This is a genomic window from Brevibacterium rongguiense, assembly GCF_009857845.1.
In the GTDB taxonomy this organism is placed as follows: Bacteria; Actinomycetota; Actinomycetes; order Actinomycetales; family Brevibacteriaceae; genus Brevibacterium; species Brevibacterium rongguiense.
Map to the genome: position 1 here is coordinate 39583 of NZ_WWEQ01000009.1, position 15801 is coordinate 55383.

The following is a 15801-nucleotide window of genomic DNA, read 5'->3' on the forward strand; positions in this document are numbered from 1 at the left end:
TACGGACCGCGCACCTCCGCGCGATGGCAGAGGATCGGGCCAGGTCAGCCCTGTGGACAGCGCTCACCACAGCGGCAGCAGCGCGATTCCCAGCACCGCGAACAGGCAGCCCAGCACCGTGTCGATGGCGGTCTCCGCGCGCTCGTAGGCACGGATCACCACGGGGCGGCTGGCGGCCAGGGCCAGCGAGGCGAAGAACGCCATGGCGATCGCGGCCATGGCCAGGCCCACGAGCACCGACTGCCCCGCCCCGATCCCGTGCGGCAGCAGCGAGGCGAACAGCGCTCCGAAGAACACGACTGCCTTGGGGTTGCCCACGGTGTTCGTCAGGTAGCCCAGGCGCAGGTCCGCCCAGACCTCTGACCTGGGGCGGCGCCCCGCTACCGCGCCCACCTGGGGCGCGGGCGAACCTGCCCCGCGACTCGCCTCGCCAAGGTCCTCCTCGCCGAGGTCCGCGTCCTCGTGTCCGGGTGTCCCGGGGCCGGCCCCGGCCGCTGCTCCCCCACCCCCCGCGCGGTCGGGCACGAGGGCCACCGCGGGTGCGCTGGCGGCGGCGCGCTGGGCGCGCTTGGCGCGGATGACCGACCACAGGATCCGCAGGCCGTAGCCGAAGAGGAAGAGCGCACCGGCCCAGCGCACCACCAGGTACACGGTCGGATTGGACGACACGAGGGCGGTGATGCCGATGAGCGCCGCGGTGATCCACGTGCTGATACCCGCCACGACTCCGGCGGCCACCCGCAGCCCCGCTGCGATCCCCCCGCGCAGGGAGGCCCGCAGCACGGCCACGAAGTCGGGGCCCGGCGAGACGACCGCGGCGGCCCAGGTGCCCAGCAGGACGAGCCACGTTGCGGCGGTCATCGCACGCCTCCCCGCGCCCGAGGTGAGCCGGAGCGGGCACCGGCCGGCGCCTCGGCGGCGGGACCGCCGTCGCCCTGCGAGCCCAGGGCGACCAGCGCGTGGCAACCATCCGGGCCCGCGGTGTAAGCGTGGGCGCAGTCGCCGGCGAACTCGACGAGGTCGCCGGGCCCCAGCTCCACGGCCTCATCCTGCGGGCCAGCGGACATCGAGCCTGCGACGATGAGGATGAGCTCCGCGGTGCCGGGCACGTGGTGGACGCCGTCGAAGCGGGCGCCCGGCGGCATGCGCAGCCGCCAGAACTCCCACGAGCGCACCGAGGGCAGGCGCAGCATGAGCTCCTGGGCGATGTCCGGGGGCACGGCGAGGCGCTCGCCGTCGCGCGGGGCGCGGCTCACCGTCGTGGAGCGCTCATCGTGGGCCAGGAGGTCGGCCACGGGAATGGCCAGGGCCACGGCCAGTGACTCGATGGTGTCGAGGGTGGGGTTGCCCGTGCCGGCCTCGATGCCGGACAGCGTGGCCTTCGAGATCTCCGCGCGCTTGGCGAGCGCGGAGAGCGAGAGGCCGCGGTGGGCGCGGATGGCCGCGATGCGGGCGCTGACGGTGCTCTGCCATGTACTCATGACTTCACAGTAAAGCAAACAAAGCGTTCAGTACACTGAACGTTTGTGCGAGTCGCTCCCGGGCGGCGCAGCGGGCGATTCGGGTGTGGAGCCGAGGCTCAGCCGTGCGCTGACCCAGTGCCGCCCGCACCCCGGTCAGACCCGTCGGAGTTGCTCCGGGCGCGGCGGGGCCGGGCCAGCCAGGGCTGGTAGAGCCGCGTGGTCCACGGGAGGATGAAGTAGACCATGAACGGCATGACGAGCATGATCGTGAGCAGCACGCGCAGGATGAGCGGCCAGGTGTGGGGCACGAGCGCCCCGACTGCCAGGTTGCCCAGGTAGCTCATGGGGAAGAAGCCCGTGAAGATGACGATCATCTGCTTCCAGCGCGGCGGGGCCGGATCGCCCGGCGCCTGCTCGGCGAACGGCTCGGCGTCGAACCAGCCCTCGATGCCGGTGCGCCGCTCGGCGCGCTCGGAGTGGACGAAGTCGGCGAGCTCGGCCGCCCAGGCCCGGCGCTCGGCGGACTCCTCCCACTGCCGCATCGACGCGTGATCGGCAAACCGGTAGAGCATGTGCCACGTGTGCGAATCCGCGCGCGCCCGCACCCAGCCGGAGCCCATGTAGCCCTCGCGCCCCGTCAGCAGGGCCTGCCCGCGTGCCACCCAGCGCTCCACCTTGGACTCGGCGGCGGGCTCGACCTCGCGGGTGATCTGGACGGTGACGGAATCGCTCATCCCCACAGTGAAGCAGAGCGGACCCCGGCAGCCGCGCGCGGGTGGGCGGGGCGGGCGGAAGCAGCGCCGCCGGACCGGAGAGGGGCACCGCCGCACCGGACAGGGGCGCCACCCAACCCGGCGGGGGCGCAGCCGGACCGGACAGGGGCGGCGCCCACCCGCACGGTGGCGCCAGCCCAGCGGCAGCCGGGCCAAGACGCGAAACCGGCCCGCACCTCGGCGGCGGAGCCGGAGGTGCGGGCCGGGGTGCCGCTCAGCGGTTCTTGTAGTAGAGCTGCTTGTTGCAGAACTCGTCCATGGCCAGCGGGCCCAGCTCGCGGCCCACACCGGAGCGCTTGACGCCGCCGAAGGGCAGGAACTCGCGGGTCTGCTCCGGGCCGTTGAGGAACACCATGCCGGAGTCGATCTGGCTGCCCACGCGGTCCGCGCGCTCGAGGTCCGTGGAGAACACCGCCGAGCCCAGGCCGAAGGGCGTGTCATTGGCCAGCTCGACGGCCTCCTCGTCGCTCGAGACCTTGTAGACGATGACGGCCGGGCCGAACAGCTCCTCGTAGTACCCGCGCATCCCGGGCTTGACGTCGGTGAGCACGACCGGCTGCACGTAGGCGCCGGGACCGTCGTAGGCCTGGCCGCCGGCCAGCAGCGTCGCGCCCTCGGAGACCGTGTCCTCGACCTGCTCGACGAATCGGTCCTTCGCCGCCACGGAGGACAGCGGGCTCAGGCCCTCCGGGTCGGCGTAGGGATCCGCGGGCGCGGTCGCCTTCGCGGCCTCCGTGATCGAGGAGACGAAGTCGTCGTAGATGTCATCCATGACGATCATGCGCTTGGGCGAGTTGCACGCCTGGCCCGTGTTGCCCATGCGGGTCTTGAACAGGGTCTCCGCGGTCTTCGCCACGTCCTCGGAGTCGAGCACGACGTAGGGGTCCGAGCCGCCCAGCTCCAGCACGACCTTCTTGAGGTTCTTGCCGGCCTCGGCCGCCACGGAGGCGCCCGCGCGCTCCGAACCGGTCAGCGAGACGCCCTGGTTGCGGGGGTCGGGCAGGATGATGTCGGAGATCTGCTCGTTCGTCGCGTAGATGTTGATGTAGGCGTCCTGGGGCACGCCGGCCTCGTGGAAGATCTCCTCGATGGCCTGCGCCGAGCGGGGGCACTGGGGCGCGTGCTTGAGCAGGATCGTGTTGCCCAGCGCCAGGTTCGGGGCGGCGAAGCGGGCCACCTGGTAGTAGGGGAAGTTCCAGGGCATGATGCCCAGGATCGAGCCCACCGGCTTGCGCAGCAGGAACGCGTCCGCGTTCTTGGGCCCGCGCAGCGGCTCGTCCTCGATGAAGGCCTGCGCGTTGTCCGCGAAGTACTTGAAGATGAGCGAGCACAGCGCGACTTCGCCCTTGCCCTCCGGGACCGCCTTGCCCATCTCGAGCTTGATGATCTCCGCGAGCTCCTCGGCGCGCTCGGAGTAGATCTCCGCGACCTTGGCGAGCGCCTTCGTGCGCTCCTCGACGGGGGTGGCGCGCCAGGAGGAGAACTCGCTGTGGCTGCGGCTCAGCGCATCCTTGATCTGGTCATCCGTGGCCGTGGGGAACTCCTCGACGAGCTCGCCGTTGGCGGGATTGACGACCTGGTATTTCGACATCGCGAACCTTTCGATAGCGGGTGGGGAACTGCCGGGGCGGCACTGCCCGAACCGGGATTCCGCATGGCACCGTCCTGCCCGTCACGCTATTGCCTGCGCTCGGCTCCTCACAAGGGGCGCGCGCTTGGAGTTCACTGGCGGCGCGCTCGCCGGTGCCGAGGTGCGGGCGAGGGCGCCTCGGGGCACCGTGGGCGCGGTTCGGGCGCATCTCTGGCGCGAGACTCGGGCACACCCTGGGCGCGACTCGAACGCACCTTGGGCGCACCTCGGGCGCGGTGGGCGGGCCGGCCGCGGTACCGTGGCGCACAGGGCGGCACGGGCCGCCCGACGCACAGCCAGCCGGCGGGTTCACCCCCGCCCCAGCCGCCGAGGAGCCGCCATGAGCGCATCGACCGAGGAACTCGCCCGCCGCTACTACGCCACCGTCGATGCCGGCGATCCGGACGCCACCGCGGACCTCTTCGCCGCCGACGGCAGCTACGACCGGCCGGGCTACGACACGATGGTCGGCGAGGCCATCCGCTCGTTCTACAAGGGCGAGCGCGTCATCGACTCCGGGGCGCACACCATCGCGCAGGTGATCGTCGACGGCGATCGCGCCGCCGTGCACGGGACCTTCGACGGCGTGCTCAAGTCCGGCGCCGAGGCGCACGAGGGCTTCGCGGACTTCTTCCAGTTCGACGCGGACGGCCTCATCGCCAATCGCCGCAGCTTCTTCTACCGCGCGGCGGTGTAGAGCCCGGGCGCCGGGCCCGGCACCTCGGCTCGGCAGCGCCCCGGGCGGCCGCGCCTCGCGGATCCGCGCCCCCTGCTGCTAGTCCTCGGGTGACTGCGCCTTCCGGATGCTGCGCCCCGGGCGGCTGCGCCTCCCCCGCTACTCCTGCTCCTCGGGCGAGTGCGCCCCTCGGGACCGCTCCCCCGGCTGCTGTGCCTCCAAGCGCTCTGCCTCCGCGTGCTGCGCCTCGGCCGGTGACTCCGCCCGCGCCTGCGCGGCCCGGACGTCGAGCACCCCGGCCTGGATACGGTCGCGGCGGGCGGCGAGCTCCGGGCGCGGCGGCAGCCCGTAGGCGGCTACGGCCTGCTCGACCACCGGCTTCATGCCGGCCTCCGACATGTCCGGTGCGGCCTCCTCGATCGCCGCGAAGCTGGGCCCGATGTGCTCCATGAAGCCCGCCAGACCGGCCTCTCCCCCGCCTAGGTGCATGCCCTCGAGCGGGCCCACGGCGGCCCAGCGCACGCCCAGCGAATTCGTCACGGCGCGGTCGATGTCCTCGACGCCGGCCACCCCCTGCTGGACGAGGTAGGCGGCCTCGCGCAGCACCGCGTTCTGCAGCCGGTTGCCGATGAAGCCGTGCATCTCGCGCTCGAGCACCACGGGCTCGCGGCCCAGCGCGGCGTAGATCGCGCGCGCCCGCGCCACGGCCTCGGGCGCCGTGCGCTCCCCCGGCACGATCTCGACGAGCGGCATGAGGTGCGGCGGGTTGAACGGGTGGGCGATGAGGATGCGGGCCGCCGCCGCATCGTCGAGCCGCTTGGCCAGCTGGGTGGCCGGGATCGCCGAGGACGAGGAGGCGAGCAGCGCGTCGCGCGGAGCCGCCTCGGCGATGTCGGCGAACAGCTGGGCCTTGAGCTCCGGGCGCTCGGGCCCGCTCTCCTGGACGAGGCCGGCGCCGTCGAGCGCCTCGCCCACCGACTGGGCGAGCTCGATCGACCCGGTGCCCTCCCCCGCCTGCACGGCAAGCGATTCGCGCAGCGCTTCAACCGCCGCCTCAAGGTCCGGCCGCGGGTCGGCGATGCGCACGTCCAGGCCGCAGGAGGCGAACAGCCGCGCCCATGACAGTCCGATGAGCCCCGCGCCGATCACCGCGGCGCGGCCCGTCTCGAGGAGTGCGCGCACGTCCTCGTGCCCCTGGCCGGCCGGCGCGCTATCCGCCGCCGCACCGCCGGTGTGCACCCGGTCGCCCGAGATGCCGCCCGCCCCGCGCTCGTCGCCCACGGGGCAGGCATCCCCGCCCGGGCCCGCGGCCTGCCCCGCGGGGTCGCCCTCCTGGGGATCCGGCACGGGCGGATCGAGCGCCGGGTCGAAGGCGAACGAGCCTCCCCCGTCCGTGGGCGCACTCGTGGCTTCCGGCCGGGGGTCCGGCCCGCGGGGGTCTTCGCTCATGCCCTCACACTAGCCCCGTGCCGCCGGCGCCGCGGCCGCGCTGGGCGCCCCGGTCTGTGCCCGCGGAGGCCCCCGCACACCCGCGGGCCGCACCGGCCCGTGTCTTCCTGTCCCGGTGTCCGCCCCCGGTGGCACAATGGCGGCATGAGCGCCATCGATTCGCAGGTCCTTGCCGTTGCCGAAGACGAACTCGCCGCGGCCCAGGAGGCCGCCGGCATCGAGATGCGGCTCCTGCACTCCGCGCAGGAGGCCGCCGATGCCTCACTGCTCCTCGACGAGGTGTGGAACGTGGGCCAGGCCGGGACCACCGTGCTGGAATCCGGGCTGCTCGTGGCCCTCGCCCACTCCGGGAACTACGTCGCCGGGGCCTACACCGCGGATTCGGACGAGCTGATCGGTGTGACCGTCGGGTTCTTCGGGGCGCCGCTGGGCAAGGTCATGCACTCCCACATCGCCGGTGTGCGCCACGACCAGGTGGGCCGCGGGACCGGCGCGGCGATGAAGCTCCACCAGCGGCTCTGGTGCCTCAGCCACGGGATCCGCCAGATGACGTGGACCTTCGATCCGCTGATCGCGCGCAACGCCTACTTCAACTTCCACCGCCTGGGCACGAGCGCGCAGGAGTACTTCGAGGACTTCTACGGCCAGATGCGCGACGGCGTCAACGCGGGCCAGGCCTCCGACCGCATGCTCGTCTCCTGGCGCCTGGACCGCCCCGCCCGGCGCGAGGCACTGCCGGCCGACGTCGCCGAGCGCTGCAGCCCGGCCCTCACCTGCGATGAGGCGGGCGAGCCGGTGCTGACCGAGGTGCCGCGCACGGCCGATTACGTCTCCGCGCGCGTTCCCGCGGACATCGAATCGCTGCGCGGGGACAACCCCGAACTCGCCACCCGCTGGCGCGAGGCGCTGCGCACCGCGCTCACCGGCCTGCTGGCCGACGGGTGGGAGATCGTCGGCTTCACGCGCACCGGCGAGTACATCCTCACGCACGCCTGAGGCTCCACGCGCACGCCGAGCGCGCGCCCGGCCGCACGCCGACCCCATGCGCTCGGTCCCGAGCCGGCCCGACGCGCCCGGCTACGGGGCCACACCGCCCTGCCCGCGCCAGCCATGCTGTCCGGCTAGCGCAGCAGCGTCACCCTGCCCGCGCCGGCCATGCTGCCTGGGCCGCGGCAGCGGCGCCGCCCGGCCCGCGCCTCGGCGGCTCCTACCGGATGCCGCGCATCATGGCCAGCAGCGGCTTGGCGATGAGCAGGATGACGACGCCCACGGCGATCGAGGCGAGCCCCAGCGTCGTCCAGTACGGGACCTGGTTGGCCTCGTCGTAGTACTCGGCGAAGACGCCGGAGAGCGCGGTGCCCACGGCCGAGGCGAGGTAGAACAGCGCGATCATCTGCGCCTTGAAGACCTTGGGCGAGAGCTTCGTGGCCAGCGAGAGGCCCACGGGGCTGAGCATGAGCTCGCCCACGACGAACAGCATGAGCACGAACGCCACGTAGAGCACCGGGGTGGCGTTGGGGCCCGCGCCGGAGAACGGCAGGAACAGCAGGTACGCCCCGCCGATCGACAAGAGGGCAAGGCCGAACTTCACCGGTGTGGAGGGCTGCCGCTCGCCCAGCTTCACCCACAGCAGGGAGGCGAACGGCGCCAGGACGATGACCCATGCGGCGGGGATGAGCGCGATCCACGCGACGGGCGCCTGCCAGCCGAGGATCGTGCGGTTCATCCGGGTGTCCGAGTACGCGGTGAGGACGGAGAACACCTGCTGGTAGAGGGCCCAGAACACGACGGAGGCCAGGAAGAAGGCGATGAAGGACCGGGTCCGGGACTTCTCGTCGGCGCTGACGCGGCGGTTGGAGAGGATGACCGTGAAGTAGACGACGGCGGCCAGCGCGGACACGCCCGCGGTCCACCAGGCCAGGTTGTCCGGGTTCATCGCGCCGGTCAGCCACAGCAGCGCGATCGCGCACACACCGGCGAGGACCGCGAGGACGACGAGCCACACCCGGTTGAGGGCGATGGGGTCGGGCACGAGCTGCGCGCTCTCCGGCAGGCGCTTGCGGCCGGTCAGGTAGATGCCCAGGCCCAGCGCCATGCCCACGGCCGCCGCGCCGAAGGCGATGTGGAAGCCGATCGTGTCCTGCAGCAGGCCGGTGACGAAGGGGCCCAGCAGGGCGCCCACGTTGACGCCCATGTAGAAGATGGAGAAGCCGGCATCGCGGCGGGGATCGTTGTCCGTGTAGAGGCTGCCGACGATCGCGCTGGCCGTGGCCTTGAGCCCGCCCGAGCCCAGCGCGATGAGCACGAGGCCCACCGCCACGCCGCCGAACCCGGTGAGCAGGGCGAGCGCGATGTGGCCGAACATGATGATGAACGCCGAATAGAGGAGCACGCGCTCGCTGCCGAGCACGCGGTCGGCGATCCACGAGCCCAGGATCGTGGCGAGGAAGACGGCGCCGCCGTAGGCGCCCACGATCGCGAGCGCCACCGGCCGGTCCATGGCCAGGCCGCCGTCGGCGATCGAGGAGTACAGGTAGATCGCGAGCACGCCGGTCATGCCGTAGTAGGAGAAGCGCTCCCACAGCTCCAGGCCGAACAGCTGCGACAGCGGCAGCGGGTGGCCGAAGAAGCGCCGGTCCTGCTGGACGACCGCGTCGTCGGTGGCCGGCAGGTGCTTGAGGTGGGGCTGCTTCGAGCGGGGCTCGGTCATGCGGGCGGTTCTCCGTTGCTCTCCAGGGCGCGGCACTGCCCCGCGCGGGTGTGCGCGGGGCAGGGGTTCGGCTGCGCACGCGCGCAGGGCCGAGGGCGGGCCGCGCTGACGCGCGCGCTCCGCCCTCGGCCGTGACATGGCCACCGCGTGGGCGGCCGCCGGTCAACGGTGAGCCACCCTACACCCGCGCGGCACCGGCACCGTTCAGGTCGGATGGGCCGGTGGTCCGGGGTGCGAGCACCGGCGCCGAGGCGCGGGGCACCGGGCGGGGGCTGCGAGGCGCGGGGTGCAGGTGGGCACGCAGCGCTCAGCGCACCAGCGTGACGAGCTCGGTGCGCAGCCCGCGGGGATCGCCACCGGGCTGCGGCTGGTCGAGGTAGACCTCCCAGCAGGGCTGGACGGCCTCGCGGCCGGCGGCCCGGAGCTCCGCGACCAGTGCCTGCCACGCGGCGGGCAGCCCGTCGTAGCCGCCCACGTGGACGGTGCTGGCGACGGTGCCGGCCGGCAGCTCGAAGCCGCGGATCTCCACCTCCTCGTCGAGCGCGAACGGCTCCACGAGCGCGGCGCCCAGCGGCACGCCGATCTGCACGTCCACGGTCTCGCCCACCCGCGTGTAGAGCCCGTACGGGGCACCGGCGGGCTCGATGCCGCGGCCCACGAGCGCGGCGAAGAGCTGGGAGAACACGCGGTCGTAGAGCTCCGGCAGGCGGTCGAAGGCCACGTCCGCGAAGGCCGCGGCGGCGGTGGGCACCGCGGCGCACTTGGCGATCTCCACCGCCGGGCCGCCTCCCGCGCCCGCCGCCGCGGCGCGGCTCACTTCTCCCAGTCCTTGCGCAGCAGCTTCTTGTCGAGCTTGCCCACGGAGGTGCGCGGCAGCTCGTCGGTGAAGATCACCTGGTCGGGCAGCTGCCACTTGGCGAACCGGCCGAGCAGCCCCTCGTTGACCTGCTCCTGGGTGAGCTCCTCGCCCTTGCGCGTGACGACGTAGGCCACGGGGCGCTCCTGGAACTTCTCATCCGGCACGCCGATCACCGCGGCCTCGAGGACCTTGGGGTTGTCGAGGATCGCGTTCTCCATGTCGATCGAGGAGATCCACTCGCCGCCGGACTTGATGACGTCCTTGAGTCGGTCGGTGAGCTTGAGGTAGCCGTTCTCGTAGAACATGCCGACGTCCCCGGAGCGCCACCAGCCGTCGAGGAACCGGTCGGCGGAGTCGTCGAGCTTGAAGTAGCTCTCCGTGATCCACGGCCCGCGCAGCAGCACCTCGCCCATGGACTTGCCGTCCCAGGGCAGCTCGTTGCCCTCCGGGTCGACGACCTTGACCTCGATGCCGGGCACGTAGAGGCCCTGCGAGCGCTTGAGGTCCCACTGCTCCGCCTCGCTCAGGCCCGCCATGTCCGGCTTGAGCTTCCAGTTCGTCGTGACGAGCGGCGTGGTCTCCGAGGCGCCGTAGGCGTGGATGACATCGGCGCCGGTGGCGTCGCGGAAGCCGCGCATGAGCGAGAGCGGGGGCTCGGTGGAGCCGGAGATGAGGCGCGTGCTGCTGAGGTCCGGTGCCTCATCCTGGGCGCGGAAGTGCTCGAGCATGGGGGCGAACAGCGAGGGCGCGCCGTTGGCGATCGTCACGTGCTCGGCGGCCAGGGCATCCGCGACCTGCCCGATGTCCTCCGCGCTGAAGCGGCCCGGCAGCACGAGCTTGGCGCCCGCGGCCAGGGCCATCTGGGGGAAGCCCCAGGACAGCACGTGGAACATGGGCGTGACCGGCATGACGACCTCGTCGTAGCTGGCCTTGAGCGCGGCCATGATCGACAGGGTGTGCAGGTAGATGGAGCGGTGCGAGTAGTAGATCCCCTTGGGCCGGCCGGTCGTGCCGGTCGTGTAGCCCGCGTAGGCCGCCGTCGTCTCCTCGATGAGGGGGTAGTCGTACTCGTCCGAGGCCTGCGCGAGGAGGTCCTCGTAGAAGTGGACGTTGGGCAGGCTCGTCTCGATCTCCGAGGCCGGCCGGTCGCTCATGACCACCCAGCCCTGCGCGTAGATCTTGGGCGCCAGCGCCTCCGCGACCGGCAGCAGCGACTCGTCGACGAAGATCCACTTGGCCTGCGAGTGGTCCGCGACGTATTCGACGTCGTCCGGGGCCAGGCGCAGGTTGAGCTGGAGGAACGTGGCGCCCACGGCGGGCACGCCGAAGTACAGCTCGAAGTGGCGCAGGTTGTTCCAGTCGAGCACGCCCACCATCGTGCCCGCGCCGATGCCCAGCTCGCCCAGGGCGTTGGCCAGGCGGCTGACCCGCTTGCCGTAGGCGCCGTAGTCCGTGCGCGCCCAGCCGCCGTCCGCGGTGCGGTAGACGATCTCCTGGTGCGGGAACAGGCGGGCCGCCCGCTTGAGGAAGGTCGTCGTGTTGAGGGGGTAGCTGTCGCCCTGTGTCGAGGCGATTCCCTTGAGCATGTGCTGCGGCATCGCCGCTCCTTGTCTTCCGTGCCGGGTCGCCCCGGCGGTGCTGGGCTGGTGGGTGGTGGCTGGAGTGCGCAATCCCCGACCGGCGGGCTCGGGTGCGCCCGCCGCCGAGGCGCAGGGCTACTTGTCCGTGAACACGGGCGCGCGCTTCTCCCGGAAGGCCGCCGAGCCCTCCGCGAAGTCCGGGCTGGCCAGCAGTCGCTGCTGGCCCTCCTCCTCGCGGTCGAGGGCGGCGTCGAGGCCGCCCAGGGTGGCGGCGTTGATCGCGAGCTCGGTGGTGCCCAGGGCCTTGGTCGGGCCGGCCGCGAAGCCCGCGGCCAGTTCGAGCGCGCGGGTGAGGTACGCCTCGGGCGCGGCGACCTCGCTGGCCAGGCCCCACTCCAGTGCGCGGTCGGCGTAGACCTTCTCCGCGGACAGCGCCATGCGCAGGGCGCGGTGGCGCCCGGCGCTGGCCGCGACGAGCGCCGTGGCGCCGCCATCGGGCATGAGGCCGATCTTGGCGAACGCGAGCATGAGATAGGACTTCTCGCTCATCACCACGTAGTCGCAGATGAGGGCAAACGAGCAGCCCACCCCGGCGGCGGGCCCGGAGACCGCGGCGATGGACGGGATCGGCAGGTCGCGGATCCGCCGGATCGCCTCGTTGATGACGTCGAGGCCGACGCCCTTCGCGCGCGCGGCACCGTCCGCTGCACCCCCGGGGGCCTCGGAGCCCTCGGAGGATGCGCTCGCGGAGGACGCGCCGCCGCTGAGGTCGGCGCCGGAGCAGAACGCCCGCTCGCTGCCGGTGAGCACGAGGACGCGGGCGCGCGCGGCGGCGGTCTCGAGCGCCTCGAGGAGGGCGAGGCCCACGTCCCGGGTGAGCGCGTTGAGCGTCTCCGGGCGGTTGAAGGCCACCGTCATGACGCCGGCGGCGTCGAGGACGACGCGCAGGCCGTCATTCGTCGTGAGGTCCTGGGCGCCGGTGCTGGCCGCGCCGGAGGTGGGCGCATCGGGGCTCGTCATCGCTCAGGCCTCCGTTCCGGCAGCGGTGCCGGCGGCGTCGCCGGCAGCGGGGTCACCGTCACTGGCCGCGGGGTCGCCGGGGACCAGAAGGACCTTGCCGCGCACGGCCCGGCCGTCGAGCTCGGCGAGGGCCGCGGGCGCGTCGTCGAAGCCGTAGACGGCGTGGATGTGGGGGTCGAGGCGCCCGTCCTCCGCGTACGGCAGGAGCACCTTCCACTGGCTCTGGATGAGCGTGGGGTCCAGGCGCGAGGCCTCACCCCAGGCGACGCCGGCGACGGCGATGTTGCCCAGCAGCAGGCGGTTGACCTTGACCTCCGGGATGGATCCGGCGGTGAAGCCGAGCACCAGGAGGGTGCCGAACGGGGCGAGGGTGCGCAGCGAGTCGGTGAAGCGATCGCCGCCCACGGGATCGGCCACGAGGTCCACACCGCGCGGGAAGGCCTCCTTGACCGCGTCCTTGAAACCCTCCGCCAGCACGACGTGCTGGGCGCCCACCTCGCGGACGACCGCGGCCTTCTCCTCCGTGGAGACGACGGCGATGACCTCGGCGCCCATGGCGAGCGCCACCTGGATGAGCGCGATGCCCAGGCCACCGGCGGCCCCGTGGACGAGGACGGTCTGGCCCGGCTGCAGGCCGCCGCGCACGCGCAGGGCGAAGTCCGCGGTGAGGATGTTCATGGGGATGCCGGCCGCCGTGCGGAACGACATGGAGTCCGGCAGCGCGAGCGTGGCCGTGTCATCGGCGATCGCGTATTCGGCCCAGGAGCCCTTGCCGCCGATGAACGCCACCCGGTCGCCTACGGCGAATGCGGAGCCGGGCCCGGCCTCCTCGACGGTGCCGGCGCCCTCGGAGCCCGCGGTGTACGGCAGCTCGTGCTTCGCCTGGTACATCCCGCGGGTCTGCAGGAGCTCGGGGAACGTCACGCCGGCGGCGGCGACCCGGATGAGCGTCTGGCCGGGGCCGGGCGCGGGCCGCTCAACCTCGGCGCTCGCGACTGCCTGCGGGCCGGTGAGCTCGCTGATCTGAACGGCTTTCATGTGTCTCCTTCGACGGGGTGCGCGGTACGACGGGGTGCGCTGCACGGCTGGCCCGCTGCGCTGCGGCGGCCGTGGGGCACACGGTCGCCCGGCACGCGCGGGTGCTTGGCGCTGAGCCTATAAGGGGTTCGAACGATTGTTCAAGAAGTGGGCGGCGGCGCGCCGCTCGCCGGACGGCTCTGGGTCCGCTCCGCGGCGCCGGGAGGGGGTGGAGCCGCGGGCGCGGTAGTCTTCAATCCGCACGAACGAATGTCCGGTCCGCGGTGCGGCCGGCTGCGCCCGCCGCGCCCGCACCCCGCCTGCACAGCCGCACAGCCACACCGCCCCACGAACGGAGAACACCCCATGACAAGCGCACCCCAGGCCGGCCCCGGAGCGGCGAGCACCGCGAACACCCCGGATGCCGCGGACGCTCCGGATGCCCCGGGCGACGGTGCGGCGACGAGCGCAGACGGCGCCCGCGGCCTCGCCGAGCGGGCCGCCGCGCTGGGCCGCGAACTCGCCACCGCCCTCGTCTCCGCGGGCGACGAGGCCCGCCTTGCCGCACAGCTGCGCGAACTGGCCGCCCGCCTCGGCGGCCTGGCCGGTCCTGCGCCCGCGGACGGCACGCCCCCGGCGGACACCCGCGCCCGGCCGGCCGCGCACCACGGGCAGGAGCCTGCCAGCAGGAGTGGGGCCGTCGGGCCCGACGAGGACGATTCGCCCGTGCGGCGCGGCGACATCACCCCCATCAGCTCGCCGCGCAACCCGCTGGCCCCGCCGCTCGTCATCGAGCGGGAGGCCGACGGCTCCGCGGTGGGGCGGGCCAGCCTGCCGCTGCAGTACCAGGGGCCCCCGGAACGGGTGCACGGCGGGATCGTGTGCCTCATGCTCGACCAGGTGCTCGGCTCCGCGGCACACCCGAAGGGCGCGGCACCGGCGTACACGCGGGTACTCGAGGTCGAATACCTGGCCGCCACCCCGCTCGACGCGCCGCTCACGGTGCGCGGCTGGATCGAGCGGACCGAGGGCCGCAAGCGCTTCCTGGCCGGCACCGTGGCCCACGGGGACACGATCACCGCCCGCGCCACGGGCCTGTGGGTCGCCCCGCGCGAGGCGGGCTGAGACCCCGAACGGCACCGCACGGCGAAGTGTAGGCTGTTGCCGAACATTCGTTCAGTGCCCGCGAGCCCCCGGCTCCGGCCGGACGCCCCACCGGCGCACCGCGGACCCGAGCCCCTCACGCCTACCCGAGAACCCGACAAAGGAGTCGTCATGTCCGACGCAGTCATCGTGGCAGCCCGCCGCACCCCCACCGGCAAGCGCGAGGGCGCCCTGGCCGGCGTCCACCCCGTCGATCTGTCGGCCACCGTCCTCAGCGACCTCGTCGCCACCGCAGGCGTGGACCCGGCCATCATCGACGACGTCGTGTGGGGCTGCGTGACCCAGGCCGGCGAGCAGACCGGTGACATCGCGCGCACCGCCGCCCTGGCTGCGGGCTTCCCCGAGTCGGTCACCGGCGTCACCGTCGACCGGCAGTGCGGCTCATCCCAGCAGGCCGTGCACTTCGCGGCCGCGGGCCTCATCGCCGGGCAGTACGACGTCGTCGTGGCCGGCGGCGTCGAGTCGATGTCGCGCAACCCCATGGGCTCCTCCTCACAGGGCAAGGACGCGTTCGGCCCCAAGTACATGGAGCGCTACGACGGTGTGCGGCCCAACCAGGGCGTGGGCGCGGAGATGATCGCCGAGCGCTGGGGCTTCAGCCGCCAGCAGCTCGACGAATTCAGCCTCCGCTCGCACGAACTCGCCGCCCGAGCCCAGGACGCGGGTGCGTTCGACGGGCAGATCGTGCCGGTCGAGACGGCGGACGGCACCGTGTCGAAGGACGAGGGCATCCGCCGCGGCGGGACCCTCGATGGCCTCGGCAAGCTCAAGACCGTGTTCAAGGAGGACGGCGTGGTCACCGCGGGCAATGCCTCGCAGATCTCCGACGGCTCGGCCGCGCTGCTCATGATGACCTCCGAGAAGGCCGCGGAGCTGGGCCTCAAGCCGCTCGCGCGCATCCACACCGCCGTGCTCGCCGGCGCTGACCCCGTCATCATGCTCACCGCCCCCATCCCGGCCACCGCCAAGGCGCTCAAGAAGTCCGGGCTGAGCATTTCCGACATCGGCACCTTCGAGGTCAACGAGGCGTTCGCGCCCGTGCCGCTGGCCTGGCTGCAGGAGACCGGGGCGGAGACGGACCTGCTCAACCCGCACGGCGGTGCGATCGCCCTGGGCCACCCGCTGGGCGGCTCCGGCGCGCGGCTCATGACGACGATGGTGCACAACATGGTGGACAACGACATCCGCTACGGCCTGCAGACCATGTGCGAGGGCGGCGGCCAGGCCAACGCCACCATCCTCGAACTGCTCTGAGCCCGGGACCGGGCGGCGGCTCGTCGAGCGCCGCCCGGGCCACGGGAGCGCTCCACCGGCACTCCCGCGCCGTGAGGGAGGTGCGCTGCCGCGCCACCCGCTGCAGCCCGCCGGATTCCGGAGGTGTCGAAACGGCATCGATTGCCGACGGCAGCGCTCAACCTTCCCCGAACGACCGTTCGAGCCGGTAAAGTCTCCTTCGATTC

General features: G+C 73.0%; 14 protein-coding genes. 4 read left to right on the forward strand and 10 right to left on the reverse strand.

Annotation, left to right across the window (positions count from 1 at the left end; translation table 11 throughout):
- Positions 1–63 precede the first annotated feature (63 nt).
- The 4 genes from GSY69_RS03510 to GSY69_RS03525 all read right to left on the reverse strand — a co-directional run bounded on the left by GSY69_RS03510 (position 64) and on the right by GSY69_RS03525 (position 3827).
- Positions 64–861, reverse strand: a complete 798-nt coding sequence (locus GSY69_RS03510) for a LysE family translocator (protein WP_160952502.1) — start codon at positions 859–861, stop codon at positions 64–66.
- A complete protein-coding gene (locus GSY69_RS03515) occupies positions 858–1481 on the reverse strand; it encodes a helix-turn-helix domain-containing protein (RefSeq protein ID WP_160952503.1) in 624 nt (207 codons plus the stop codon). Before GSY69_RS03515 ends, GSY69_RS03510 begins: the two co-directional genes overlap by 4 nt.
- 98 nt (positions 1482–1579) lie before the next feature.
- A complete protein-coding gene (locus tag GSY69_RS03520; RefSeq protein WP_202410783.1) occupies positions 1580–2197 on the reverse strand; it encodes an antibiotic biosynthesis monooxygenase in 618 nt (205 codons plus the stop codon).
- Positions 2198–2450: 253 nt separating this feature from the next.
- Positions 2451–3827 carry an NAD-dependent succinate-semialdehyde dehydrogenase gene (locus tag GSY69_RS03525; RefSeq protein ID WP_160952504.1) on the reverse strand — a complete coding sequence of 459 codons (1377 nt, stop codon included), beginning with the start codon at positions 3825–3827 and terminating at the stop codon, positions 2451–2453.
- 379 nt (positions 3828–4206) lie between these two features.
- Between GSY69_RS03525 and GSY69_RS03530 the strand changes: the two genes are divergently transcribed.
- Positions 4207–4563, forward strand: a complete 357-nt coding sequence (locus tag GSY69_RS03530) for a nuclear transport factor 2 family protein (protein ID WP_160952505.1) — start codon at positions 4207–4209, stop codon at positions 4561–4563.
- A 138-nt stretch (positions 4564–4701) separates the two neighbouring features.
- Here the strand turns inward: GSY69_RS03530 and GSY69_RS03535 are convergent, their stop codons facing one another.
- Positions 4702–5991, reverse strand: coding sequence for a 3-hydroxyacyl-CoA dehydrogenase NAD-binding domain-containing protein (locus GSY69_RS03535; RefSeq protein ID WP_160952506.1), 1290 nt, complete (start codon positions 5989–5991; stop codon positions 4702–4704).
- Positions 5992–6135: 144 nt separating this feature from the next.
- Here GSY69_RS03535 and GSY69_RS03540 point away from each other — a divergent pair, with 144 nt between their 5' ends.
- The gene (locus GSY69_RS03540; RefSeq protein WP_160952507.1) at positions 6136–6987 is read left to right on the forward strand and encodes a hypothetical protein; all 852 of its coding nucleotides are present in this window, start codon (positions 6136–6138) and stop codon (positions 6985–6987) included.
- 211 nt (positions 6988–7198) lie between these two features.
- Here the strand turns inward: GSY69_RS03540 and GSY69_RS03545 are convergent, their stop codons facing one another.
- The 5 genes from GSY69_RS03545 to GSY69_RS03565 all read right to left on the reverse strand — a co-directional run bounded on the left by GSY69_RS03545 (position 7199) and on the right by GSY69_RS03565 (position 13198).
- Positions 7199–8701, reverse strand: coding sequence for a peptide MFS transporter (locus GSY69_RS03545; RefSeq protein WP_160952508.1), 1503 nt, complete (start codon positions 8699–8701; stop codon positions 7199–7201).
- Between the two features lie 307 nt (positions 8702–9008).
- On the reverse strand, positions 9009–9518 hold the full coding sequence (locus tag GSY69_RS03550; protein WP_160952509.1) for a GyrI-like domain-containing protein: 510 nt from the start codon (positions 9516–9518) through the stop codon (positions 9009–9011).
- Positions 9515–11158 (reverse strand): long-chain fatty acid--CoA ligase, encoded by a 1644-nt coding sequence (locus tag GSY69_RS03555; protein WP_326957225.1) that lies wholly within the window; start codon positions 11156–11158, stop codon positions 9515–9517. The genes GSY69_RS03550 and GSY69_RS03555 overlap by 4 nt, the downstream gene beginning before the upstream one ends.
- A gap of 117 nt (positions 11159–11275) precedes the next feature.
- Positions 11276–12160, reverse strand: coding sequence for an enoyl-CoA hydratase-related protein (locus GSY69_RS03560; protein WP_160952510.1), 885 nt, complete (start codon positions 12158–12160; stop codon positions 11276–11278).
- A 3-nt stretch (positions 12161–12163) separates the two neighbouring features.
- Entirely contained in the window at positions 12164–13198 is a 1035-nt protein-coding gene (locus GSY69_RS03565) for an NADPH:quinone oxidoreductase family protein (protein ID WP_160952511.1), read from the reverse strand.
- Positions 13199–13543: 345 nt separating this feature from the next.
- On the opposite strand from GSY69_RS03565, the gene GSY69_RS03570 reads away from it, so the two are divergent.
- Positions 13544–14302 carry a PaaI family thioesterase gene (locus GSY69_RS03570; RefSeq protein ID WP_160952512.1) on the forward strand — a complete coding sequence of 253 codons (759 nt, stop codon included), beginning with the start codon at positions 13544–13546 and terminating at the stop codon, positions 14300–14302.
- A gap of 150 nt (positions 14303–14452) precedes the next feature.
- On the forward strand, positions 14453–15595 hold the full coding sequence (locus tag GSY69_RS03575; protein ID WP_160952513.1) for a thiolase family protein: 1143 nt from the start codon (positions 14453–14455) through the stop codon (positions 15593–15595).
- The last annotated feature ends 206 nt before the right edge of the window (positions 15596–15801 follow it).

What these genes read in the sequence shown, in the direction of transcription:
- GSY69_RS03510 (WP_160952502.1), bottom strand. Translation starts at nt 861, where the DNA reads ATGACCGCCGCAACGTGGCTCGTCCTGCTGGGCACCTGGGCCGCCGCG.
- GSY69_RS03515 (WP_160952503.1), bottom strand. Translation starts at nt 1,481, where the DNA reads ATGAGTACATGGCAGAGCACCGTCAGCGCCCGCATCGCGGCCATCCGC.
- GSY69_RS03520 (WP_202410783.1), bottom strand. Translation starts at nt 2,197, where the DNA reads ATGAGCGATTCCGTCACCGTCCAGATCACCCGCGAGGTCGAGCCCGCC.
- GSY69_RS03525 (WP_160952504.1), bottom strand. Translation starts at nt 3,827, where the DNA reads ATGTCGAAATACCAGGTCGTCAATCCCGCCAACGGCGAGCTCGTCGAG.
- GSY69_RS03530 (WP_160952505.1), top strand. Translation starts at nt 4,207, where the DNA reads ATGAGCGCATCGACCGAGGAACTCGCCCGCCGCTACTACGCCACCGTC.
- GSY69_RS03535 (WP_160952506.1), bottom strand. Translation starts at nt 5,991, where the DNA reads ATGAGCGAAGACCCCCGCGGGCCGGACCCCCGGCCGGAAGCCACGAGT.
- GSY69_RS03540 (WP_160952507.1), top strand. Translation starts at nt 6,136, where the DNA reads ATGAGCGCCATCGATTCGCAGGTCCTTGCCGTTGCCGAAGACGAACTC.
- GSY69_RS03545 (WP_160952508.1), bottom strand. Translation starts at nt 8,701, where the DNA reads ATGACCGAGCCCCGCTCGAAGCAGCCCCACCTCAAGCACCTGCCGGCC.
- GSY69_RS03555 (WP_326957225.1), bottom strand. Translation starts at nt 11,158, where the DNA reads ATGCCGCAGCACATGCTCAAGGGAATCGCCTCGACACAGGGCGACAGC.
- GSY69_RS03560 (WP_160952510.1), bottom strand. Translation starts at nt 12,160, where the DNA reads ATGACGAGCCCCGATGCGCCCACCTCCGGCGCGGCCAGCACCGGCGCC.
- GSY69_RS03565 (WP_160952511.1), bottom strand. Translation starts at nt 13,198, where the DNA reads ATGAAAGCCGTTCAGATCAGCGAGCTCACCGGCCCGCAGGCAGTCGCG.
- GSY69_RS03570 (WP_160952512.1), top strand. Translation starts at nt 13,544, where the DNA reads ATGACAAGCGCACCCCAGGCCGGCCCCGGAGCGGCGAGCACCGCGAAC.
- GSY69_RS03575 (WP_160952513.1), top strand. Translation starts at nt 14,453, where the DNA reads ATGTCCGACGCAGTCATCGTGGCAGCCCGCCGCACCCCCACCGGCAAG.